The 18,589-nt window shown below is 75.2% G+C and carries 16 protein-coding genes; 4 read left to right on the top strand and 12 right to left on the bottom strand.

The genetic code is table 11. The features are described 5' to 3' along the window. Positions 1-277 precede the first annotated feature (277 nt). From ACFXDE_RS23480 to ACFXDE_RS23460, 5 genes are read right to left on the bottom strand one after another with little or no spacing between them, the layout of a single operon-like run. Positions 278-904, bottom strand: coding sequence for a nucleoside deaminase (locus ACFXDE_RS23480; RefSeq protein ID WP_380496747.1), 627 nt, complete (start codon positions 902-904; stop codon positions 278-280). 33 nt (positions 905-937) lie between these two features. Then, positions 938-2,047, bottom strand: a complete 1,110-nt coding sequence (locus tag ACFXDE_RS23475) for a MerR family transcriptional regulator (RefSeq protein ID WP_380496751.1) — start codon at positions 2,045-2,047, stop codon at positions 938-940. A 34-nt stretch (positions 2,048-2,081) separates the two neighbouring features. Further along, on the bottom strand, positions 2,082-2,966 hold the full coding sequence (gene sigJ, locus ACFXDE_RS23470) for an RNA polymerase sigma factor SigJ (RefSeq protein ID WP_380496746.1): 885 nt from the start codon (positions 2,964-2,966) through the stop codon (positions 2,082-2,084). A gap of 20 nt (positions 2,967-2,986) precedes the next feature. Next, positions 2,987-3,172 (bottom strand): hypothetical protein, encoded by a 186-nt coding sequence (locus tag ACFXDE_RS23465; RefSeq protein WP_380448577.1) that lies wholly within the window; start codon positions 3,170-3,172, stop codon positions 2,987-2,989. Continuing rightward, entirely contained in the window at positions 3,169-6,306 is a 3,138-nt protein-coding gene (locus ACFXDE_RS23460) for a DEAD/DEAH box helicase (RefSeq protein WP_380496745.1), read from the bottom strand. Before ACFXDE_RS23460 ends, ACFXDE_RS23465 begins: the two co-directional genes overlap by 4 nt. Positions 6,307-6,480: 174 nt before the next feature. On the opposite strand from ACFXDE_RS23460, the gene ACFXDE_RS23455 reads away from it, so the two are divergent. Beyond that, complete coding sequence (locus tag ACFXDE_RS23455) at positions 6,481-7,095, top strand: YceI family protein (protein ID WP_380448580.1); 615 nt, start codon at positions 6,481-6,483, stop codon at positions 7,093-7,095. A 124-nt stretch (positions 7,096-7,219) separates the two neighbouring features. On the opposite strand, the gene ACFXDE_RS23450 is transcribed toward ACFXDE_RS23455, so the two are convergent. Next, positions 7,220-8,185, bottom strand: coding sequence for a LysR family transcriptional regulator (locus tag ACFXDE_RS23450; protein WP_380496743.1), 966 nt, complete (start codon positions 8,183-8,185; stop codon positions 7,220-7,222). A 110-nt stretch (positions 8,186-8,295) separates the two neighbouring features. Between ACFXDE_RS23450 and ACFXDE_RS23445 the strand changes: the two genes are divergently transcribed. Further along, positions 8,296-9,591: an MFS transporter gene (locus ACFXDE_RS23445; RefSeq protein ID WP_380496742.1), complete on the top strand. Its 1,296-nt coding sequence runs from the start codon at positions 8,296-8,298 to the stop codon at positions 9,589-9,591. 170 nt (positions 9,592-9,761) lie between these two features. Continuing rightward, positions 9,762-10,238, top strand: coding sequence for a macro domain-containing protein (locus tag ACFXDE_RS23440; RefSeq protein ID WP_380496741.1), 477 nt, complete (start codon positions 9,762-9,764; stop codon positions 10,236-10,238). On the opposite strand, the gene ACFXDE_RS23435 is transcribed toward ACFXDE_RS23440, so the two are convergent. After that, on the bottom strand, positions 10,232-10,795 hold the full coding sequence (locus ACFXDE_RS23435; RefSeq protein WP_380496740.1) for a GNAT family N-acetyltransferase: 564 nt from the start codon (positions 10,793-10,795) through the stop codon (positions 10,232-10,234). The genes ACFXDE_RS23440 and ACFXDE_RS23435 overlap by 7 nt on opposite strands. A 182-nt stretch (positions 10,796-10,977) precedes the next feature. Between ACFXDE_RS23435 and ACFXDE_RS23430 the strand changes: the two genes are divergently transcribed. Then, a complete protein-coding gene (locus ACFXDE_RS23430; RefSeq protein WP_380496739.1) occupies positions 10,978-11,805 on the top strand; it encodes a TetR family transcriptional regulator in 828 nt (275 codons plus the stop codon). A 75-nt stretch (positions 11,806-11,880) separates the two neighbouring features. Here the strand turns inward: ACFXDE_RS23430 and ACFXDE_RS23425 are convergent, their stop codons facing one another. The 5 genes from ACFXDE_RS23425 to ACFXDE_RS23405 all read right to left on the bottom strand — a co-directional run bounded on the left by ACFXDE_RS23425 (position 11,881) and on the right by ACFXDE_RS23405 (position 18,511). Beyond that, on the bottom strand, positions 11,881-13,161 hold the full coding sequence (locus ACFXDE_RS23425) for a GNAT family N-acetyltransferase (RefSeq protein ID WP_380496738.1): 1,281 nt from the start codon (positions 13,159-13,161) through the stop codon (positions 11,881-11,883). A gap of 88 nt (positions 13,162-13,249) precedes the next feature. Further along, positions 13,250-13,759 (bottom strand): GNAT family N-acetyltransferase, encoded by a 510-nt coding sequence (locus ACFXDE_RS23420; protein ID WP_380496737.1) that lies wholly within the window; start codon positions 13,757-13,759, stop codon positions 13,250-13,252. A gap of 110 nt (positions 13,760-13,869) precedes the next feature. Continuing rightward, positions 13,870-15,117: a C40 family peptidase gene (locus tag ACFXDE_RS23415; RefSeq protein ID WP_380496736.1), complete on the bottom strand. Its 1,248-nt coding sequence runs from the start codon at positions 15,115-15,117 to the stop codon at positions 13,870-13,872. A gap of 283 nt (positions 15,118-15,400) precedes the next feature. After that, positions 15,401-16,498, bottom strand: a complete 1,098-nt coding sequence (locus ACFXDE_RS23410; RefSeq protein WP_380435742.1) for a hypothetical protein — start codon at positions 16,496-16,498, stop codon at positions 15,401-15,403. Between the two features lie 90 nt (positions 16,499-16,588). Next, entirely contained in the window at positions 16,589-18,511 is a 1,923-nt protein-coding gene (locus ACFXDE_RS23405; RefSeq protein WP_380496735.1) for a threonine/serine exporter ThrE family protein, read from the bottom strand. Between the last annotated feature and the right edge of the window lie 78 nt (positions 18,512-18,589).

Raw genomic sequence — 18,589 nt, 5'->3', positions numbered from 1 at the left:
CTGGATGATTTTCCGACTGCCGACTCTGTGGGTGGGGGTGTTCTCGCCGTTGGCAGTCTGAAAATCACCCGTCACGCCCCTCTCCGCGGCCACCCCCTCCGCCACCCCCTCCCGCAGCGCTCCCTCTTGCCTGTGGGGGGAGGGGGAGGAGGGTGGTCTGGGTGGGTGCATTGGTGCGGCGGGGAGGGTGTGGGGGTGAGGGGTGGGGGTGGGGGGTGGGGGTGGGGGGGTTGGGTGAGGTGGGGGGGTTGGGTGAGGTGGGGTGGGGGTGAGGTGCTCAGGGGGGTGTTGCTGCCTTGGGGATGGTGTGCCATGTCTCTGTGATGAGCATCTGGAGGTCTGGGGTCCTGAGCTGCGCGAACGTGTTCGCCAGGGTGGCGGTCTCGGGGTGGGCCTTCTGGATGACGGGGTGGGTGGGGCCTGCTCTGCGGATGGTGTCGGCCAGGAAGAGTGCCGCGGCCACCACCGACGCCCAGTGGTCCTCGGTGGGGCCCAGGAGGGGGAGGTCGGTGGTGGGCCGGTGGCCGGTGGCTTCCGCCCAGGGGTCCTCGGCCAGGTAGCGGACCGTTCCGACTCCGGTGAAGCCCGCTGCGGCCGTGCACATCGCGCACGGGCGGTGGCTGCTCCACAGGGTGTGGGTGCCGAGGTTCCAGGCGGTTCTGGCGGCGGCCAGTGCGTTGAGTTCGGCGTGGGCCAGCGGGGTGCCCTGGAGATGGTCCGGGCCGCCCGGGGGGTCGTACGCGCGGTTGCGGCCCTCCGTGACGATGGTGCCGGTCTCGTCGGTGAGCACCGCGCCCACCGGCAGGCCGTCGTCGAGCCAGGCACGGTGGGCGAGTTCGAGGCAGCGGCGGGCGGCGGGCGGGAGTGCCGCCCAGGCGGTGGCGAAGTCCGGTGGGGTTCCCATGGTGGTGAGGCTAGGCGGCTTCGCGTCGTCCGATCACTCGGTGGATCGCACGAGTTCGGGCACCCGGATCGGCATCAGCATGGAGAAGGTGCCGTCGCGGCCGGGGGTGCGGATCGCCAGCGGGGCGATGGGGCCGCCGAGTTCGAGGACCAGTTGGTCGGGGCGGCCGGCGTCCAGGGCCTCCAGGAGGAAGTTCCGGTTGACCGCCACCCGGAGTTCGCCGGGGGTGGGATCGGCACCGGCCGGGGGCACCGCGAGTCGGCCGTCCGGGGTGACGGCGAGGACGGTGACCGCGCAGTCCGCGCCGTCCGGGCCGGACGGCAGGGTGTGGGTGGCGCCGGACTCGACGGCTCCGCGCAGGTCGGCGGCGGGGATGTCGACGCGGTGGAGCGGGTCGAGCCGGGTGAGCGCCCGGTAGTCGGGGTAGTCGAGGTCCGGGGTGGCGCCCTCGATCCGGTGGGCGCCGGCCTCGATGCGTACGAAGCCGCCGCCGAGGGTGAGTTCGGCCTCCGTCGCGTCGGCGAGCAGGGCGCGCAGGGCGTCCGCCAGGGCGGTCGGGACGATCGTGCCGGCCCGCGGCTCGGGCGTGGTCGGCAGGGGCACCTCGGCGAGCGCCATCCGGTAGCGGTCGGTCGCCACCAGGCGCAGCGCGGCGCCGTCCACCTCGAACAGCACCCCGGCGAGGACCGGGAGTTCGGGGTCGGCGCAGACGGCGAAGCGGACCGCGTCCAGGGCGGCGGCCAGCGCGGGGGCCGGGACGGTGAGCCGGAGCTCGGCGGGGGCGGCGGTCATCGGGTTCTCCCTCTGGTCGATCAGCGTGCGGATCAGGGAGAGTTCGCGGCGGGCGTCGGCGAGGCCGTCCTCCAGGCGGCGCAGGTGCGCGTCGACGACGCGGTGGGCCGCGCCGGAGCCGGGGGCCGCGCCGAGCACGGCGCGGATCCCGGCCAGCGGCAGGCCGACGCGGCGCAGCCGGGCGAGCAGGCGGGCGTCGGCGAGCTGCCGGGGCCCGTACCAGCGGTAGCCGGTCTGCGGGTCGACGTGGGCGGGGGCGAGCACGTCGGCGCCGTCGTAGTAGCGCAGGGTGCCGACGCCCAGGCCGGTGGCGCGGGCCAGTTCGCCGATGCTGTGCAGGTCGCTCTCCATGCTGGTCACTGTGGTTCCTCGACCAGGTGGAGGGTCAAGGATTGAGCCGGGTGAGCTTGTGGGGGTTGCGGACGGTCCGCATGGCGGCGATGAGGGGTGCGCCGTCGGGGCCTTCGGCGAACTCGAAGACCGTGACGGAGTCGACGCGGTCGCCCACCGTGAGCAGCAGGCCGGGCTGGCCGTTGACGAGGGCCGGGCGGGCGGTGGCTTCGCCGAGCTGCGCGAGGACGCCGAGGACGAAGCGGGCCACGTTGTCGGCGCCGGTGACGGGCCGCAGTGCGGCGCGCACGACGCCGCCGCCGTCGGTCCACGAGGTGACGTCGGGGGCGAGCAGCTCCAGCATGCGGTTGAGGTCGCCGCCGACGCAGGCCGCGAGGAACTCGTCGGTGGCCCGGCGGCGCAGGTCCGCGGGGGCGTCGTAGCGGGGCCGGCCGGCCTGGACGTGGGCCCTGGCCCGGCTGCCGACCTGGCGGCAGGCCGTCTCGCCGCGGTCGAGGGCCTCGCCGATCTCCTTGTAGGAGAAGCCGAAGACCTCCTTGAGCACGAAGACGGCCCGTTCCAGCGGGGAGAGGCTCTCCAGCAGCACCATGACGGCGAGCGAGACGGTCTCGGCGCGTTCGACGCCCTCGGTCGCGTCCGGCTCGCCGACGAGGGGTTCGGGCAGCCACGGCCCGACGTAGGACTCGCGGCGGACGGCGGCCGAGTCGAGCCGGTTGAGGGCGAGGTTGGTGACCGTCCGGGCGAGGTAGCCGGCCGGGTTGGCGACCGGGCCGGTGACCTGGCTCCAGCGCAGCCAGGTGTCCTGGACCAGGTCCTCGGCGTCGGCGACGCCGCCGAGCATCCGGTAGGCGATGCCGAAGATCATCCGCCGGTGCGCTTCGAAGTCGGCGAGGCCGGGGTGTTCGAGGGTTTCGGTCACCTTCGCAGGGTAGCCGCCGGTCAGGCGCGGAACGCGTCGTAGGCCGGGGCGAGCACGGCGGCGAGGTCGCGTCCGCGCACGGTGATGCCGGACGGGCCCAGGCGGCGGAGGGACGGTTCGTCCGTGTCCCGGTCGTCCTCGGCTCTCAGGGTGAAGTCGCCGCGCCAGTAGGCGGCGACGTTCACGACGGGGTCGGGTTCGGTCATGCTTCCTCCTCGGCCACCGCGTCGTCGCGGGTGAGTTCGACCAGTTCGCGCAGCGCGTCGGCGGGCAGGTCGGTGAGCCAGTGCTCGCCCTCCCCGACCACGGTGTCGGCCAACGTGCGCTTGGCGGTGAGGAGTTCGTCGATGCGCTCCTCGACCGTGCCGACGCACACCAGCCGGCGCACCTGGACGTCCCGGCGCTGGCCGATCCGGAACGCGCGGTCGGTGGCCTGCTGCTCGACCGCCGGGTTCCACCAGTGGTCGAGGTGGATCACCTGGTTGGCGGCGGTCAGGTTGAGCCCGGTGCCGCCGGCCCGCAGGGAGAGGATGAACACCCGTGGCCCGTCCGGGGATTGGAAGCGTTCGACGAGCTCCTCGCGGCGGGCCCGGGAGAGTCCGCCGTGCAGGTAGAGCACCTCCTCGCCGAGCCGCCGGGCCAGGTACGGGCGGAGCATCGCGCCGAACTCGGCGTACTGGGTGAAGACCAGGGTGCGGTCGCCCTCGGCGAGGGCCTCTTCGAGGAGCTCGGCCAGCCGGGCGACCTTGCCCGAGCGCTCGCCCAACGCCGACCCGTCGTGCAGCAGTTGGGCCGGGTGGTTGCACACCTGCTTGAGCTTGCCGATCGCGGCGAGCACCGTGCCGCGGCGCTCCACGCCCCGGATGCCCTCGACCCGGCGCAGCAGGTCGGCCACCACCGCCTGGTAGAGGCCGGCCTGCTCGGCGGTGAGGTTGCACCAGACGGTCATCTCCTGCTTGGCGGGCAGGTCGGCCGCCACCGCCGGGTCGGTCTTGAGCCGGCGCAGGACGAACGGGCCGGTGCGGCGCCGGAGTTCGGCGGTTCGGTCGGGGCTGCGGTGCAGTTCGACGGGGATCGCGTAGCGCTCCTTGAAGCGCTCGGCCGGGCCGAGCAGCCCGGGGTTGGCGAAGTCCAGGACGGCGTGCAGCTCGGACAGCCGGTTCTCCACCGGGGTGCCGGTGAGGGCGATCCGGTGCACGGCGACGGGCAGGGCGCGGATCGCGCGGGCCTGGGCGGTGCTGGCGTTCTTGACGTGCTGGGCCTCGTCGGCCACGACCCGGCGCCAGCGGACCTTCCGCAGGGCGGCGAGGTCGCGCTGGACCAGTCCGTAGGTGGTGATGACGAGGTCCACTTCCCCGACGGCGGCGGCGAGTTCGTCCGGGCCGAGGCGGCCGGAGCCGTGGTGGACGTGGGTGCGCAGGCCGGGGGCGAAGCGCTCGGTCTCGCGCTGCCAGTTCCCGACGAGGGACATCGGGCAGACCAGCAGGGTGGGGGCCGTCGCGCCGTCCGCCTGCTCGGCGGCCAGCAGGGCGAGGGTCTGCACGGTCTTGCCGAGGCCCATGTCGTCGGCGAGGACGGCGCCCAGGCCGAGCCCGGCCATCGCCCGCAGCCAGGCCAACCCCCGCTCCTGGTACGGGCGGAGGGTCGCGCGGAAGTCCGGCGGGAGCGTGGGGGCCGGGGCGGTGGCGGTGCGCCCGGCGAGCAGGTCGCCCAATGGGCCGTCGGCCCGGACGGCGGTGACCGGCAGGCCGGCGACGGTGGCCTCGGGGTCGAGCGCCATCCGCAGCACCTGCGTCGTGGCGATGGCGGTGTCCCGCCGGTGGTCGAGGAAGGCGAGCGCGGCGGCGATCTGCGCCGGGTCGGCCTCCAGCCAGGTGCCCCGCACCCGGACCAACCCCTGCTTGGCGGCGGCCAGTTCGGCGAGCTCCCGCTCGCTGAGCGGATCGCCGTCCGGGCCGAGCGCCGCCTGCCACTGGAACGCGACGACGGTGTCCCGGTCCACCTGGCTCGTGACGGCGAGCGAGCCGGGCGCGGGCGGGGTGGTGGCGCGCAGGGCGAGGCCGAGCCGGGGCTTGCGGCGCCACCAGGCCGGGAGCAGCACGCCGAACCCGCTCTCGGCGAGGGCGGGCGCCGCGGTGCGCAGGAAGTCCAGGGCCCCGGCGCGGTCGAGCGGGAGGGCGGACGGGCGGGAGCGGTGGCGCAGCCCGTCCAGCTCCGGCCAGCGGTGGGCGGCGCGGGCGAGTTCGGCGGCCAGGACGTCGGCCGGGTCGTCGGCCTTGCGGGCCAGCGCGGCGCGGGCGGCGCCGCCTTCGTGCAGGTCGGCGGCGCGGACCAGCAGGGACGGCTCGTCGACGGCCTGGAGCAGGAACTCCACTTGCCAGGCGTCGTCGGACGGACGGCCCTCGGGGTCGCCGTCGTCCGGGCCGAGCGGCTCCAGCAGGCGGAAGCAGAGCCGCAGGGCGGGGTCGGTGGGCTCGGCGGCGGCGCACCAGGCGGAGAGCCGGCGGTGCAGGTCGGCCAGGTCCCCCGGGTCGGCGGTGAAGGCGGCGTCCGGGGCGGCGAGGGCCGTCAGCCACCGCTCGGCCGCGCCGGTCGGGTCGTCGCCGCCGCGCAGGAGCGGGGGCGCGGCGGCGAGGGCGGACCTCGCCTCGGCGTCCACGAGGGCGCTCAGCGCGGCGTCGACCAGCGCTTCCCCCGTGACACCGGCGGGCGGCCACTCCCCCAGGGCCACTGGCGGGCAGCCGGCGGCGAGGGCGGCGGCCTCCCGGCGGCCGTCGGTGGTGAGGTCCGGACGCCAGCGGGCCTGCGGGGCGCCGTCCGCCAGGAGCTGCGGCAGCACCCGGCCGCCGCCGACCGTCCGCCAGGCGAGGTCGTGCACGCCGGTGAGCCAGCGCAGCGACGGCCCGTAGACGACGTCGACGCGCCCGACGCCGGGCAGTTCGGTGCCGGTCACGGCCCAGTGCGGGTCGAAGACCTCGCCCAGCAGCTGGGCCGCCGCTCCGGCGTCGAACAGCAGCGCGGGTACCCGCCACGGCGCGAGCACCGCCGCGCCGCGCACGGGGGTGGCCGGCAGGTCGGGGGACGGCGCGGGCAGGGAGCCGGCGGTCGGCAGCAGCAGGGTGGCCCAGCGCTCGGACGCCTGGCCGGCCAGCCAGCCGAGGCCCGGGCCGATCCCGCCGAGCACGGCGGCCACCTCGGCGGCCGGACTGGCGTACGGATGAGCGCGCGGGGCCGTCCGCGCGGGCGCCTCCACGGCCGCGGCCGCGGGGTGGCGGCGGGCGTCCTCGGCCCAGAGCGCCAGCCTGCCGTCCGCGCGCCAGAGCGCGTGCAGGGCGAACATGGGCGGGCCTCTCGGGGGTGGCGGAGCTGCTCGTGGATTGACCGGGGTCGCCCTGGAAGCGTAATCGCGACCACCGACACGGCGAAGTGGTTGAAGTTTGAACGAGGTGGGTCTATGGTGGTTCCAGGAAGAAGTTGAAGCCTAAACAAATGGCTTCGAACCCGAGGAGGAGCCATGGGCCTGTTCAACCGCACCAAGACCGCCGCCACGACCGCCACCGCCGTCGCCGAGGCCCCGACCGGGCCGGACCTCGCCCACCTGACCGGCGACTGGACGGTCGACACCACGCACAGCGAGGTCGGCTTCTCGGTGCGCCACGCGATGGTGACCAACGTCAAGGGCCGCTTCACCGACTACGACGGCAAGCTGCACCTCGACGGCGCCACCCCCGGCAACTCCAGCGCCGAGCTGGTGATCAAGGTCGCCAGCATCGACACCAACCAGGCCCAGCGCGACGAGCACCTGCGCACCGGCGACTTCTTCGCCGTCGACACCCACCCGGAGATCCGCTTCCGCAGCACCTCCGCCGAGCGCCTGCGCGGCGACTCCTACCGGATGACCGGCGACCTCACGATCAAGGGCACCACCCGCCCGATCGTCCTCGACCTCGACTACACCGGCAGCGCCACCGACGCCTACGGCGCCGAGCGGGTCGGCTTCGAGGGCACCGCCGTCGTCGACCGCACCGAGTTCGGCCTGACCTACAACGCGGCGCTGGAGACCGGCGGCGTGCTGATCGGCGAGAAGGTCAAGCTCAGCTTCGACATCTCCGCCGTGAAGGCCGCCTGACCAGGACGCCGGCCACGGCCGCGCGACCGGAACCGCACCGCCCCTGCCGCCCCCCGAACGGCAGGGGCGGTGCGTCGTTCCCGCGCACAACGGCCGTGGGGCGCCGGGTCGACCGCACCGGGCCTCAGCCGGGGAGCAGGGCCGCGTCCGGCGACGGCAGCCAGCTGCCCGGCGGGCGGCGCAGCCAGCCCTCGGCCGCGCCGAGCGCGGAGGCCGCGGCGACCAGCGCCGTCAGGCCGGCGTGCCGCAGGCCCGGCCGGTGCACCAGGCTGACCAGGCAGAGCGGCACCGGCTCGACCAGCGGCACGTTCACCGCGCCCGGGATGCGCGGACCGCCGACCGTCGTCAGCATCGCGTCGCCGTGCCGCGCCAGGTAGCGGGCGGTCTCGTCCACGCCCACCGGTGGCACGTACGGGGCGGCCGCCGTCAGGCCGTGCTCGCGCAGCAGGCGGGCTCCGAGGTCGGTCCACTCCGTGGTGGCCGGGTTTCCGGCGCAGATGTCCACGGGGTGCCCGGCCAGGTCGGCCGGGCGCAGCACCGGACGGCCGGCCAGCGGGTGGGTGTCCGCCATCATCACCGAGACGTGCTCCAACCTGACCGGGATCTGGGCGAGTTGACCGCGCAGCGCGGCGGGGAGCCCGGCGAAGCGGCCGAAGGACACGTCCAGCCGGTGGGCGAGCAGCTCGCCGGCGGCCGCCGCGAGGCCGCCGTGGAAGCGGGCCAGCAGCTCGCCCTCCGGGCGGGCGGCGCGGGCCCGGGCGAGCACCCGGTCGGCGGTCAGGTCGGGGCCGGTGACGTCGCTGTTGAGGTCGAGCAGCAGCGGCCGTTCGCCGGTGCCCGCGACGATCTCGTCGTGCAGGGCGAGGAGTTGGCGGGCCTGTGGCAGCAACCTCCGCCCGGCCGGGGTGAGTTCGACGCTGCGCGTGGTGCGGGTGAACAGCGCGTCGCCGAGCAGCCGCTCCAGGGTGCGGACGTCCCGGCTGAGCGCCTGCTGCGCCACGTGCAGCAGGCCGGCGGCCCGGCCGAAGTGGAGCGTCTCGGCGGTCGCGACGAAGCCCCGCAGCAGGCGGGGGTGCAGATCGACGGGCATGGCGGCAGATTAACAACACCGTGTTGTGAGTGCGACGGAACAGGTGTTGGACCGCGGACGGGACGCCGGGCGAGGCTGGGGGCAATCCCCCACGACTCCCCAGGAGCCCCATGGCCTCGCGCGCCCTTTTCGCGTCCACCCCCGGCCCGTCCCTCCTCGCCTCGTACCGGCGCCTGTTCGCCGCCCCCGGCGCCGCCGCGTTCACGCTGGCCGGGCTGCTCGGCCGGCTCGCGCTCTCGATGACCGGCGTCTCGCTCGTGGTGCTGATCGCCGAGCGGCGGGGCTCCTACGGCCTGGCCGGCACCGTCGCGGCGGCCGGGCTCGCCACCGGCGCGATCGGGATGCCGCTGATCGGCCGGCTGGTCGACCGCCACGGGCAGGCGCGGGTGGCCGTCCCGGCGGCGCTGTACAACGCCGTGCCGCTGCTCGGCCTGGTGCTCTGCGTCCGCCTCGGCGCGCCCGACTGGACCCTCTACGCGTGCTGGGCGGCCTGCGCCGCCGCACCCAACCTCGGCGGCATGGCCCGCGCCCGCTGGGCGCACCTGCACCGGGACGACCCCGCCGCCCGGCACGTGGCCAACTCCCTCGAACAGGCGCTGGACGAGCTCTGCTTCATGGCCGGGCCGGTCCTCGGCATGCTGCTCTGCACGACCGTCGCGCCCGAGGCGGGGCTGCTCACCGCCGGGACGCTCGGCACCGCCGGCACCCTGCTGTTCGCCGCCCAGCAGCGCACCGAGCCGCCCCTGGCGGCCGGGAGCCCGGCCGCACCCCGTCACGGCTCCCCGCTGCGCACGCCCGGACTGCGCGTCCTCGTGCTGACCTTCCTCGCCACCGGTGCGGTGTTCGGCTCGACGGAGATCACCACGGTCGCGTACGCCGACGCGCTCGGCCACAAGCCGGTCGCGGGCGGGCTGCTGGCCCTCGTGGCGGCCGGATCCTGCGTGGCCGGGCTGCTCTTCGGGCTGCTGGCGCCGCGCTCGGCACCGGGCGTGCGCTTCCTGCGCGGGATCGCCACGATGGCGGCGCTGCTGCTCCTGCCGCTCGCCGCCGGGCTGGGCGGGGCCGGGTTCGGCCTGCTCGGGCTCGCGCTGTTCGCGGCCGGCACCGGCACCGCGCCGACCATGGTGACGGGCATGACCCTCGTCCAGGAGCTGCTCCCGCAGCGGCAGTTGAACGAAGGCATGGCGGTGGCGGTGTCCGGCATCGTGATCGGGATTTCGGCGGGCGCGGCGATCGCCGGGACGGTCGCCGAGCACGCCCCGCCCGGCACGGGCTATGCGCTGCCCGCCGCTGCGGCCGGGCTCGCCCTGCTGATCGCCCTCGCCGGGCGGCGCCACCTGGCGCGGCCCGGCGGCCGGGCCGGGGCAGCGGAGAATTCCGAACGGACTGTCGGTGCGGCGGGCTAGGGCGTGTCTTTCGGCTCAGGTCAGAGGGCCGCGGCGTCAGGGTGCGTGCATCGCAAGGCGGAGGAGGGAGTCCATGCGGAGCATCGGCGACCGACGACAACGCGGCGAGGCGCGTGCCCTGGCGTCGCGGCACCTGGCCTGAGCCGACAGACACGCCCTAGCGTTCGGACATGTCGACCATCACGTACGTCCGCGGCGACGCCACGGCGCCCCAGGCCAAGGGCGTCAAGGTGATCGCACACGTCTGCAACGACCTCGGCGGCTGGGGGAAGGGGTTCGTCCTCGCCCTGTCGAAACGCTGGCCGGAGCCCGAGGCCGCGTTCCGGCGCTGGCACCGGGAGCGCGCGAAGAACGACTTCGGGCTGGGCGCGCTCCAGTTGGTGCAGGTCGAGCCGTACGTCTGGGTGGCCAACATGGTCGGCCAGCGCGGCATCCGGACCGGGCGCTCCACCGGGGTGCCGGTGCGGTACGAGGCCATCGACACCGCACTGGCCGCCCTGGGCGAGCGGGCGGCCGGACTGGGCGCCTCCGTCCACATGCCGAGGATCGGCTGCGGGCTGGCGGGCGGGCGCTGGGAGCGGGTCGAGCCGCTGGTGCGGGCCCGGCTCGTGGAGCGGGGGGTGCCGGTGACGGTGTACGACTACTGAGCGGTCTCGGAGCCGTCCACGCGGTGCGCTTCGACCGGCCAGGTGTACTCGTACTCGGGCAGCACGTGGCCGCCCGGGAACACGCCCTCCTGCTCGGCCGTCCGCCGGCCGCCCTCGCGCTCGTAGAAGGCGACCGCGCGGGTGTTGTCCCGCAGCACCTCCAGGTACAGCGCGGCCCCCGGGTGCCGTGCGGCGACGTGTGCGCGTGCCTCGGCCAGCAGGGCGCGGCCGATGCCGCCGCCGGTGCTGCCGGGCCGGACGTGCAGGTTGTCCAGGAGCACCCGGCCGTCCGGCTGCGGCACGAGGTAGGCGAACCCGACGACCTCACCGGCCCGTTCGGCGATCAGCAGCTCGGGCGTGTTGTCCGGGCCGCCGTAGTCGACGGTCAGCCGCAGTTCCCACAGCTCGCGGCGCTGGGCGGCCAGCCCGTCCCCGAGCGCCTCGGCGGGGACGATCCCCCGGTACGCCGTGCGCCAGCTGAGCGCGTGGAGGTCCGCGACGGCGCCGGCGTCGTCCGCCCCACCGCGCCGGATGGTGGTCTGCTCGGAACCGATCATGTGACGAGCCTCCCACACCCGCGGAGTTGAACATGTTCAATCCAGCCCGCTACAGTTCGAGCATGCTTTTGAACGCGTTCGAAATGAGCGGGGGCGGAGCGGCGGCACCGGATGCGGAGGGGGCATCCGGTGCCGCGTGCACCGACACCGGGTGGAACCTGGTCTCCGGCTAGGCTCGTGGCGTGGCAGACCTGGAAGCGAGCAACGAACCGGACGGGACGACCGGAGCGGGAGTCCCCGACGGCACGGAGGAGACGGCGGCGGCCCCCGCGGCGGCCGCCGCACCAACCGCCGAGTCGCGGGGCAGCCGCGCCCAGCCGAAGACGGACAAGAGCGAGGCCACCAGGGCGCTGATCCTGGAGACCGCGATGCGCCTCTTCCAGGAGCGCGGCTACGAGAAGACCACCATGCGGGCCATCGCCACCGAGGCGGGAGTCTCGGTCGGAAACGCTTATTACTACTTCGCGGCCAAGGAATTCCTGATTCAAGGGTTCTACGACCGGATGACCTACGACCATGCGGCCGACGCCCGGAACCGCATGGCCCATACGCGTGACTTCGCCGAGCGCCTGGAGATCGCGCTGGTCTCCTGGCTCGACACGGCCGCGCCGTACCACGAGTTCGCCGCGCAGTTCTTCCGGACGGCCGCCGACCCGACCAGCTCGCTGAGCCCGTTCTCCAACGAGTCGCACCCGGCCCGGGCGACCGCCGTCGCACTGTTCCGCGACGTGCTGCAGGGCTCGGACCTGGCACCGAAGCTGGACGCCGAGCTGGTCGAGCTGCTGCCCGACGTGCTCTGGCTGCACCTCATGGTCGTGGTCCTCTACTGGGTCTTCGACCGGACCGAAGAGACCGAGCGGACCCGGGAGTTCGTCCGCCGCTCCACCCCCATGGCGGCCCGGGTGATCAACCTCTCGCGCTACCGGGTGTTCCGGCCGATCGTCCGCGATGCCAAGGGCCTCATCCAGGACTTCATCCTGCCCACCATCGGGAAGACCGCCATCAAGTAGGGCGCCGCACACGGCGCCTGGGAATGCCGGGACCCGGCCCACTCGCAGGTGGGCCGGGTCCCGGATCGCCCGGGCTCAGAAGCTGTCCGGGTTCCAGGCCAGCAGCGGGGTGCGCAGCAGCAGGTCGGCCGCGGCGGCCGCGCCCGGGCGCAGCTCGGTGACGAGACCGGCCGCGGCCAGCCGCGGGAGCGTCTCGCCGCCCAGGTAGAGCGCGCCCAACTCGGAGGCGCCGAGGGCGAGATCGGCCGCGTCGTCGGTCGGCGTGCAGCGTCCGGTGCCGTCGGCGGCGACCTCGATCGCCCAGCGGCCGGCCGCGAAGCCGAGCCGGTCCTCGACCTCCAGCACCACGCGCCCGGGCGCGCCGTACGTGCGGGCGTTGAAGGCCGCCTCGACGTCCAGCACCCGCAGCCAGGTGAAGTCGGCGTTCTCCACGTACGGGGTGGCGGCGCGCGGGTCCTGGAGGAGCAGCGGCAGCGGGTCGTCCGGGCCGATGTTCTCGACGACGACCTTGCGCACCCAGTCGACGGCGAGCACGAACCGCCACAGCTCGGCCGCCGTCGCCCGGTCGAGGGCGAGGAAGTCGACCACGGTGAGCGTGCAGTTCGGGTAGCTGCCGTCCCAGGTGTCGTCGACCCGGTAGGCCACCGCACCGGTGACGGTGCCGTCGGGCGCCCGGTGGACGGCGACGAACGGCTCCTTGAACTCGAAGCCCGGCACCTTGATCTCGCCGGTGTTGCGCTTCCACCACAGCTCGTCGCGGGCGAGCGCGCCGGGCTGGGTGAGCCGCCAGCGGTCGTGGAGCTCGGGCCCGGTCTTGCGGATCTCCTCCATGGTGGCGAAGTCGATCCGCCCGCCCGGGACGGTGGGCAGGCCCTCGCGCAGGCCGCGGGTGCGGTTGAGGTCGACGTTCCAGCCGTGGCCCCGGGTGGCCGGGCCGAAGCCGTAGCGGCCGTAGATGTTGTACTCGGCGGCGATCAGCACGGCGACCGCGCAACCGCGCCCGCGCGCGGCGGTCAAGTCCCGCCGCATCATGGCGCTGAGCAGGCCGCGCCGGCGGTGGGTGGCACTGACCGTGACGGCGGTGACGGCGTCGGCCGGGACGGTCGCGCCGCCCGGGACCGTCAGCTCGACGTCGAAGCTGCGGAAGGTGGCGACGCAGCGGCCCTCGTCGAAGCCGCCGAGCACCCGCCCCGGCTGCCACTGCAGGCGGCGGAAGTCGGCGGCGCTCTCCACGTGCGAGCGCAGGAAGCCGAGGGCGAGCGCGCGGTCCCACGCGGCGACCTCGTCCTCGGAAATCGCGCGGATCTCAATCCCGTTGACCGTCTCGACGGCCCCTTCGTCGGTCGTGTTGCCCATGGGGCCACGGTACGACCGGGCCCGGATGGACGGCATCTCATTTATTCGTGCCCGATCCGTACACGACCCGCCGTGCTCACCGCCGTGCTCACCGGGTGTGCTCCCCCGGCCGCACCGCCCAGTGCCGGCAGTGCAGCACGCGGTCCGCGAAGTCGACGTCGCGCTCGCCGAGCAGCCGGAACCCGAGCGCCCGGCAGATGCCGTTGGACGGCCCGTTGGTCACGGCCGGGAACGCGTGCACCTCGCCCCAGCGGCCGTCCCGCGCCGCCGCGTCCAGCAGCTCCCGGACGGCCGCCTTGGCGAGCCCGCGGCCCTGGAACTCGGGCAGCACCATCCAGCCGACCTCGGAGAGGGCGGCGCCGTCCTCCTCGTGCGACCAGAGCGCGATCCCGCCGGCCATGACCTCCCCGGCGCCGTCCGGCACGACGATCGCCTTGACCCACGACCGGTCCTCGGCGACCAACCGCACGTCCTTGCGCAGCCGCTCGGCCACCGCCTCCTCCGGCAGCGGCCCGCCCAGCTCGGCCATCATCACGGGGTCGCACCGCATCCGCACGTACGTCCCGGCATCGCCCTCTTCGACATCCCGCAGCCGCACCAACGCCTCCTCGCCGACGATCGGAACCCCACGCTAGCGGCGGCCACCGACAAGACCGCCGGAACCGGCCGGTCGGCGGCTCCCTCCTGGGCCTGCCGCTCCCTGAGCCCCTACGGGCGGGCGTAGAAGTCGGGGGTGCCCATGATCCAGAGGCTGGCCTGCTTGACCGGCATGCCGACGCGCGGGGCCTCGATCATCTGGTCGTCCCCGATGTAGAGCCCGACGTGGTGGATGTCGGCGGCCCGGCCGGTGTCGGTCCAGAAGACGAGGTCGCCGGGGCGCAGGTCGCGGTAGCGGACGGGGGTGCTCTGGGCGTACTGGTCGGCGGCGAAGTGGTTGAGCTCCCGGCCGCCCTCGCGCCAGGCCATCATCGTCAGCCCCGAGCAGTCGTAGCCGGCCGGGCCCTCGCCGCCCCAGATGTACGGCAGGCCGATCTTGGAGCGGGCGAAGGCGACGGCGGCCGCCGCGCCCTCGGCGGACCACGGCCGGGCGGGCGGTGCCGCCGGGGTCGCCTGGGCCGCAGCCGCGGCGGCCGCCGCCTCCGCCGCGGCCTGTTCGGCCGCCGCCCTCTCGGCCGCGGCCCGGGCGGCGGCCTCGGCCTCGCGGACGGCGATCGCCTCCAGGGCCTCGTGCCGCTGACGTTCCAGTTCGACGGTGGTGTGCCGGGCGGCGGCGAGGTCGGCGAGCAGCTGCTCGCGGCGGCGGCCGATCGCGAGGACCTCGCCCTGCTGCGCCGCCAGCCGTTCCTCCGCCCGGCCGCGCGCGGCGCCGACCTCGGCGGCGGCGCGCCCGGCGGCCTCGGTGGCGGTCCGGGCCGCGTCGGAGGCGCGGCCCGCGGCGGCGGCCGTGGCGGTGGCGGCGTCGAGGATCTGCCGGGTGCGCTCGCTGGCGACGCCGATCGCGGTGGCGCGGTCGCCGAGCTCGCGGGGGCCGCGCGCGCCGAGCAGGGCGTTGAGCGCGGCCAGTTCGGCGCCGGCGCCCTGCCGGTACGTTTCGGCGGCGAGCTGGGCGGCGTCCTCGACGGCGGCGACCCGCTCCGTCTCGGCGGCGGCCGCCCGCTGCGTGGCGGCGGTCTCCTCGGTGCGGGCCCGGGTGAGCGCGAGCTGGGCGCCGTTGTAGGCCTCCACGGCCTGCTCGGCGCCGCGTCCGGCCCGGTCGAGCTCGACCCTGGCGGCGGCCAGCCCGGCCTCGATGGCCCCGGCCGAGGCGGCCGTGCGGTCGGCCTCGGCCCTGGCCCGGTCGACGTCCTCGGCGGAGGGGTACGGCTCCGGCTCGGCCCGGGCGGCGTGGGCAGCCGGCAGCAGCCCGAGCACGGCGGTGAGGGAGAGCAGGAGGGTCGGCAGGAGCCTGCGCACCACGGGACGTCCCTTTCGCACGGACCGGACGGGTCCCGGGTCGGACGCGTCGCGGTCGGACGGGTCACGCGGTCGGACGCACCGTCTGCCGGGCGCGCCGCCGGACGGACGGGCGGCGCAGGATCGGGAGGCGGCCGGGCGGACGGCCCGACGATGTGTCCAGGGCGTGACGAAGCGGTCACTCACTGCTCATGTTCTCAAGTCCGCCGTCGTTCACACACGGAATACGCACCGCCGGCCGGGTGAGCATCGGATGATCCGATCGGCGACCGACTCCAGCCGCGGACTAGCGGCGGATCCGGCGGGTGTGCGTCCGCAGGTAGGAGTGGCGCTCGGGCCGGGGCTCCAGCCCGGTCGGCCGCACCGCGTACGTCCGGCTGCGCCCGGCCCGGACCGTCCGGCGGCGCTGCTGCGCGCCGCGGCCCCGCCCGTCCCCGCCGCCCGACGCGCCGTACGCCTGGCCCTCGTGCGCGCCCGCGGCGGACCCGGCGGCGCCGGTGCCCCCGGCGTGGGCGGCGGCCGAGCGGCGGTCGGCGAGCCGCGCCGACCGCCGGGCCAGCGCCCGGGCGGCGTGGGCGTCCAGGTGGGCGGTGGCCCGGGCGGCCATCCGCTCGGCCACCCGGTGGGCGGCGGGGTGGTTGGCGGGGACCTTGTCCGGCGCGCCGGCGATCAGGTCGAAGAGCCAGGTGCGGGCCCGGTCCGCGCGCCGGTGGAGGAGTCGCTCGCGCCGGAGCGCCCGCGCCCTGCGGCGGGGGCGCGTGGCGTACCGCCAGCGGGCCCACGGGCTGCTCGGCCGGGCCAGCCGGATCGCGCCGATCCAGGAGAGGCCGGGGACCATGATGCCGAGCAGGCCGGTCCACAGCTTGCCCTTGATCAGCGTGATCACCGAGGCCAGGGCGTTGACCGAGATCACCGTGATCAGCCCCCACCTGGTCTCCTGACCGGGCACCACGCCGAGCGGCACGTAGCCGACCAGCAGCAGGGCGGTGAACAGGATCCCGAAGATCACCGCGTCCACCGACTTGCGGCCCTGCTCCCCCCAGTACACGTCGTCCAGGTGCAGGATCAGCGCGAACTCGTCCAGCACCAGACCGCAGCCGATGCCGAAGAGCAGCCCGAACACGTCGATCCACGGGTGGCCGCCGTAGGTGGCGAACACCCCGATCCCCCCGACCAGCAGGAAGCCCAGGCCGAACACCATGTGGTGGATGTGCAGGCCGCCGGGCGTGACGTTGCCGGGCCACCACCTGACCTGGGCGCGGATCATCCGCACGCTGAACCGGATGAACACGAAGGAGGTGATGAACCCGACCAGCAGCAGGAACAGCGGTTGTTTGTGCGCGGCGACGATGTGCTCGCGGTAGCTGTCCAGCAGTGTCGTCATGGGTCTTACCTTCGTTCCTGGTCCTGCGTCCTGCCCGCCGTGACGTGGCCCGGAGCCCGGCTCCGGCCCAACACCCCGTCCAACGGCCGGTCAGAAGCCCCGGGTGCGCTTGGCGGCCCGGCGGGGCACGACCGGGTACAGCGAGGGACGCTCGGCGCCGACGGGCAGCTTCATGAACAGCCGGGCGATCTCGCCACCGAGGTTGACCCCGATGGCCAGCGCCATCGCGATCGCGGCGGCCCGGGTGATCGACACCAGCCCGGCGCTGGAGTGCCCCTGGGCGAAGGCCAGCATCCCGAGGTAGAGCGCCGAGCCCGGCATCAGCGGGCCGATCGCCGCCGTCACGTACGGCAGCGCCGAGCCGCTGCGGTAACGCGCCATCAGCTGGCCGAAGAGGCCCACCAGACCGGCCGCGACGCCGGTGGCCACTATCGGGGAGACGCCGCCGTTGTAGACCAGCACGCCGTAGCTCGCCCAGCCGATGCCGCTGTTCACCGTCACGAGGGCGAGGGTGCGGCGGTCGGTCTGCAGCAGCATCGCGAACGCGAGGGTCAGCACGAGCGCCGCCACCATCTGGACCGGCGGGTAGCTGATCCCCACCAGGCTCTCGTCCGGCCGCAGCCGAGCCTCGAAGCCGACGCCCAGGTAGAGGATCAGCATCACGCCGATCACGATGCCCGCGACCAGGTAGATCACTTCGAGGAGGCGGGCGGCGGCGGTGATGTAGAAGCCGGTCAGGCCGTCCTGGACGGCGGCGACCAGCGCCCGCCCGGGCAGCAGCGCGAACAGGCCGCCGGTGATCACGACCGAGCCGCGCAGGCCCCAGTCGTTGAAGGACAGGATGATCCCGGAGGCGGCGGCCGGCATCGCCGCGGCGACGAACTGGTAGAACTCCGGCAGCCGGCGCCGGGCCAGCCCGGAGGCCAGCCGGTCGCCGAGCACGGCCGCGATGAACGCGCTCGCGAAGACCAGCCACCCCTTGTCGTCGACCCGTCCGCCGACCAGGAACGTCGCCGCGCCGGCCAGCAGACCGGTGGTCAGGGCGAGCAGCCAGGCCGGGTACGGGTGCCGGTTGCGCCGGATCTCGGCGAGCCGGCGGTAGGCGTCGTTGACCGTGACCTGCTCCGCCGTGATGTCCGCGACCAGCTCGTACACCGCGTTCAGCCGGGTGTAGTCGGAGGTGCGGCGGCGCACCACGCGGTCCGCGGTGATCGGCGGCTCGACCAGCGAGGGCTGGTGCGAGATGCCGATCAGGGTGAAGGTCACCTGCGGCTCGCAGTGGTCCAGCCGGTAGGCGTGCGCGATGCCGAGCATCGCCGCCTCGACGTCCTCGGCGGCCTCGCCGCTCGCCAGCAGCAGCTCGCCGATGCGCAGCGTCAGGTCGAGGATGCGGGGGACGTTCCGGGCCGCCGAGGGGTGCAGCTCACGGGCCGTCCGCTCGAAGGCGGGGCGCTCGGACATCGGGGTGCGCAGGAGCGTGCGCATCCGGTCCGGCCAGGGCGCCTCGCCGGGCGCGCCGGGGGTCAGGTCCGGGACGGGGATGCCGGTGGGCGGGGTGTAGCCGGCGGCCCGCCACTCCTCGGGCGTGAGGGTGTCCTCGGCGACCGAGCGGCGGCGCGGGCGCGCTTCGGCCGGGGCGGAGGCGGTCGAGGCGGTCGAGGACGTCGAGGTGGTCGAGGTAGCCGAGGCGGTCGAGGCGGTCGACCCGGCGTCCGGGGTCGCGTCCTCCTGCCGGGCGGCGGACGACCGCGAGGGCAGGGCCAGCGACGGCGAGAGCTGCGGCTGCGGAGCCACGGGCTCCGGGGTCAGCAGGCCCCTGGTCTCGGGGACGGGCGGGACGAGCGGCACGACGGTGGTCGGCTCGACGACCGGGGCCGGGTGGCCGAGCAGGCCCTCGGTGGGCGGCGCGTCGGAGGGGTGGACCGGCTGCACCGGCGGCGTGCGCCGCGCCTGGCGGGCCGCCCGGCCTCCCCTCGCCCGCTTGCCCCCGCCCGGTCGGCCCCGCTTCGGCACTTCCGCTCCTCGCCACCCCTGGTGGCACCGGGCCACCGATCGATCTCCGGTTACACCTTGCCTGATCGAACAGCTGGA

Origin of the sequence: Kitasatospora sp. NPDC059408, from assembly GCF_042751525.1 — a bacterium.
Lineage (GTDB): Bacteria > Actinomycetota > Actinomycetes > Streptomycetales > Streptomycetaceae > Kitasatospora.
The sequence above is the reverse complement of the archived record's forward strand: the minus strand, read 5'-3'. Positions and strand labels throughout refer to the sequence as shown.

Excerpts from the sequence above, each read along its gene's own strand:
- ACFXDE_RS23410 (WP_380435742.1), bottom strand. The coding sequence starts at position 16,498 with ATGACGACACTGCTGGACAGCTACCGCGAGCACATCGTCGCCGCGCAC.
- ACFXDE_RS23435 (WP_380496740.1), bottom strand. The coding sequence starts at position 10,795 with ATGATCGGTTCCGAGCAGACCACCATCCGGCGCGGTGGGGCGGACGAC.
- ACFXDE_RS23460 (WP_380496745.1), bottom strand. The coding sequence starts at position 6,306 with ATGTTCGCCCTGCACGCGCTCTGGCGCGCGGACGGCAGGCTGGCGCTC.
- ACFXDE_RS23480 (WP_380496747.1), bottom strand. The coding sequence starts at position 904 with ATGGGAACCCCACCGGACTTCGCCACCGCCTGGGCGGCACTCCCGCCC.
- ACFXDE_RS23425 (WP_380496738.1), bottom strand. The coding sequence starts at position 13,161 with ATGGGCAACACGACCGACGAAGGGGCCGTCGAGACGGTCAACGGGATT.
- ACFXDE_RS23455 (WP_380448580.1), top strand. The coding sequence starts at position 6,481 with ATGGGCCTGTTCAACCGCACCAAGACCGCCGCCACGACCGCCACCGCC.
- ACFXDE_RS23475 (WP_380496751.1), bottom strand. The coding sequence starts at position 2,047 with ATGGAGAGCGACCTGCACAGCATCGGCGAACTGGCCCGCGCCACCGGC.
- ACFXDE_RS23450 (WP_380496743.1), bottom strand. The coding sequence starts at position 8,185 with ATGCCCGTCGATCTGCACCCCCGCCTGCTGCGGGGCTTCGTCGCGACC.
- ACFXDE_RS23440 (WP_380496741.1), top strand. The coding sequence starts at position 9,762 with ATGTCGACCATCACGTACGTCCGCGGCGACGCCACGGCGCCCCAGGCC.
- ACFXDE_RS23465 (WP_380448577.1), bottom strand. The coding sequence starts at position 3,172 with ATGACCGAACCCGACCCCGTCGTGAACGTCGCCGCCTACTGGCGCGGC.
- ACFXDE_RS23445 (WP_380496742.1), top strand. The coding sequence starts at position 8,296 with ATGGCCTCGCGCGCCCTTTTCGCGTCCACCCCCGGCCCGTCCCTCCTC.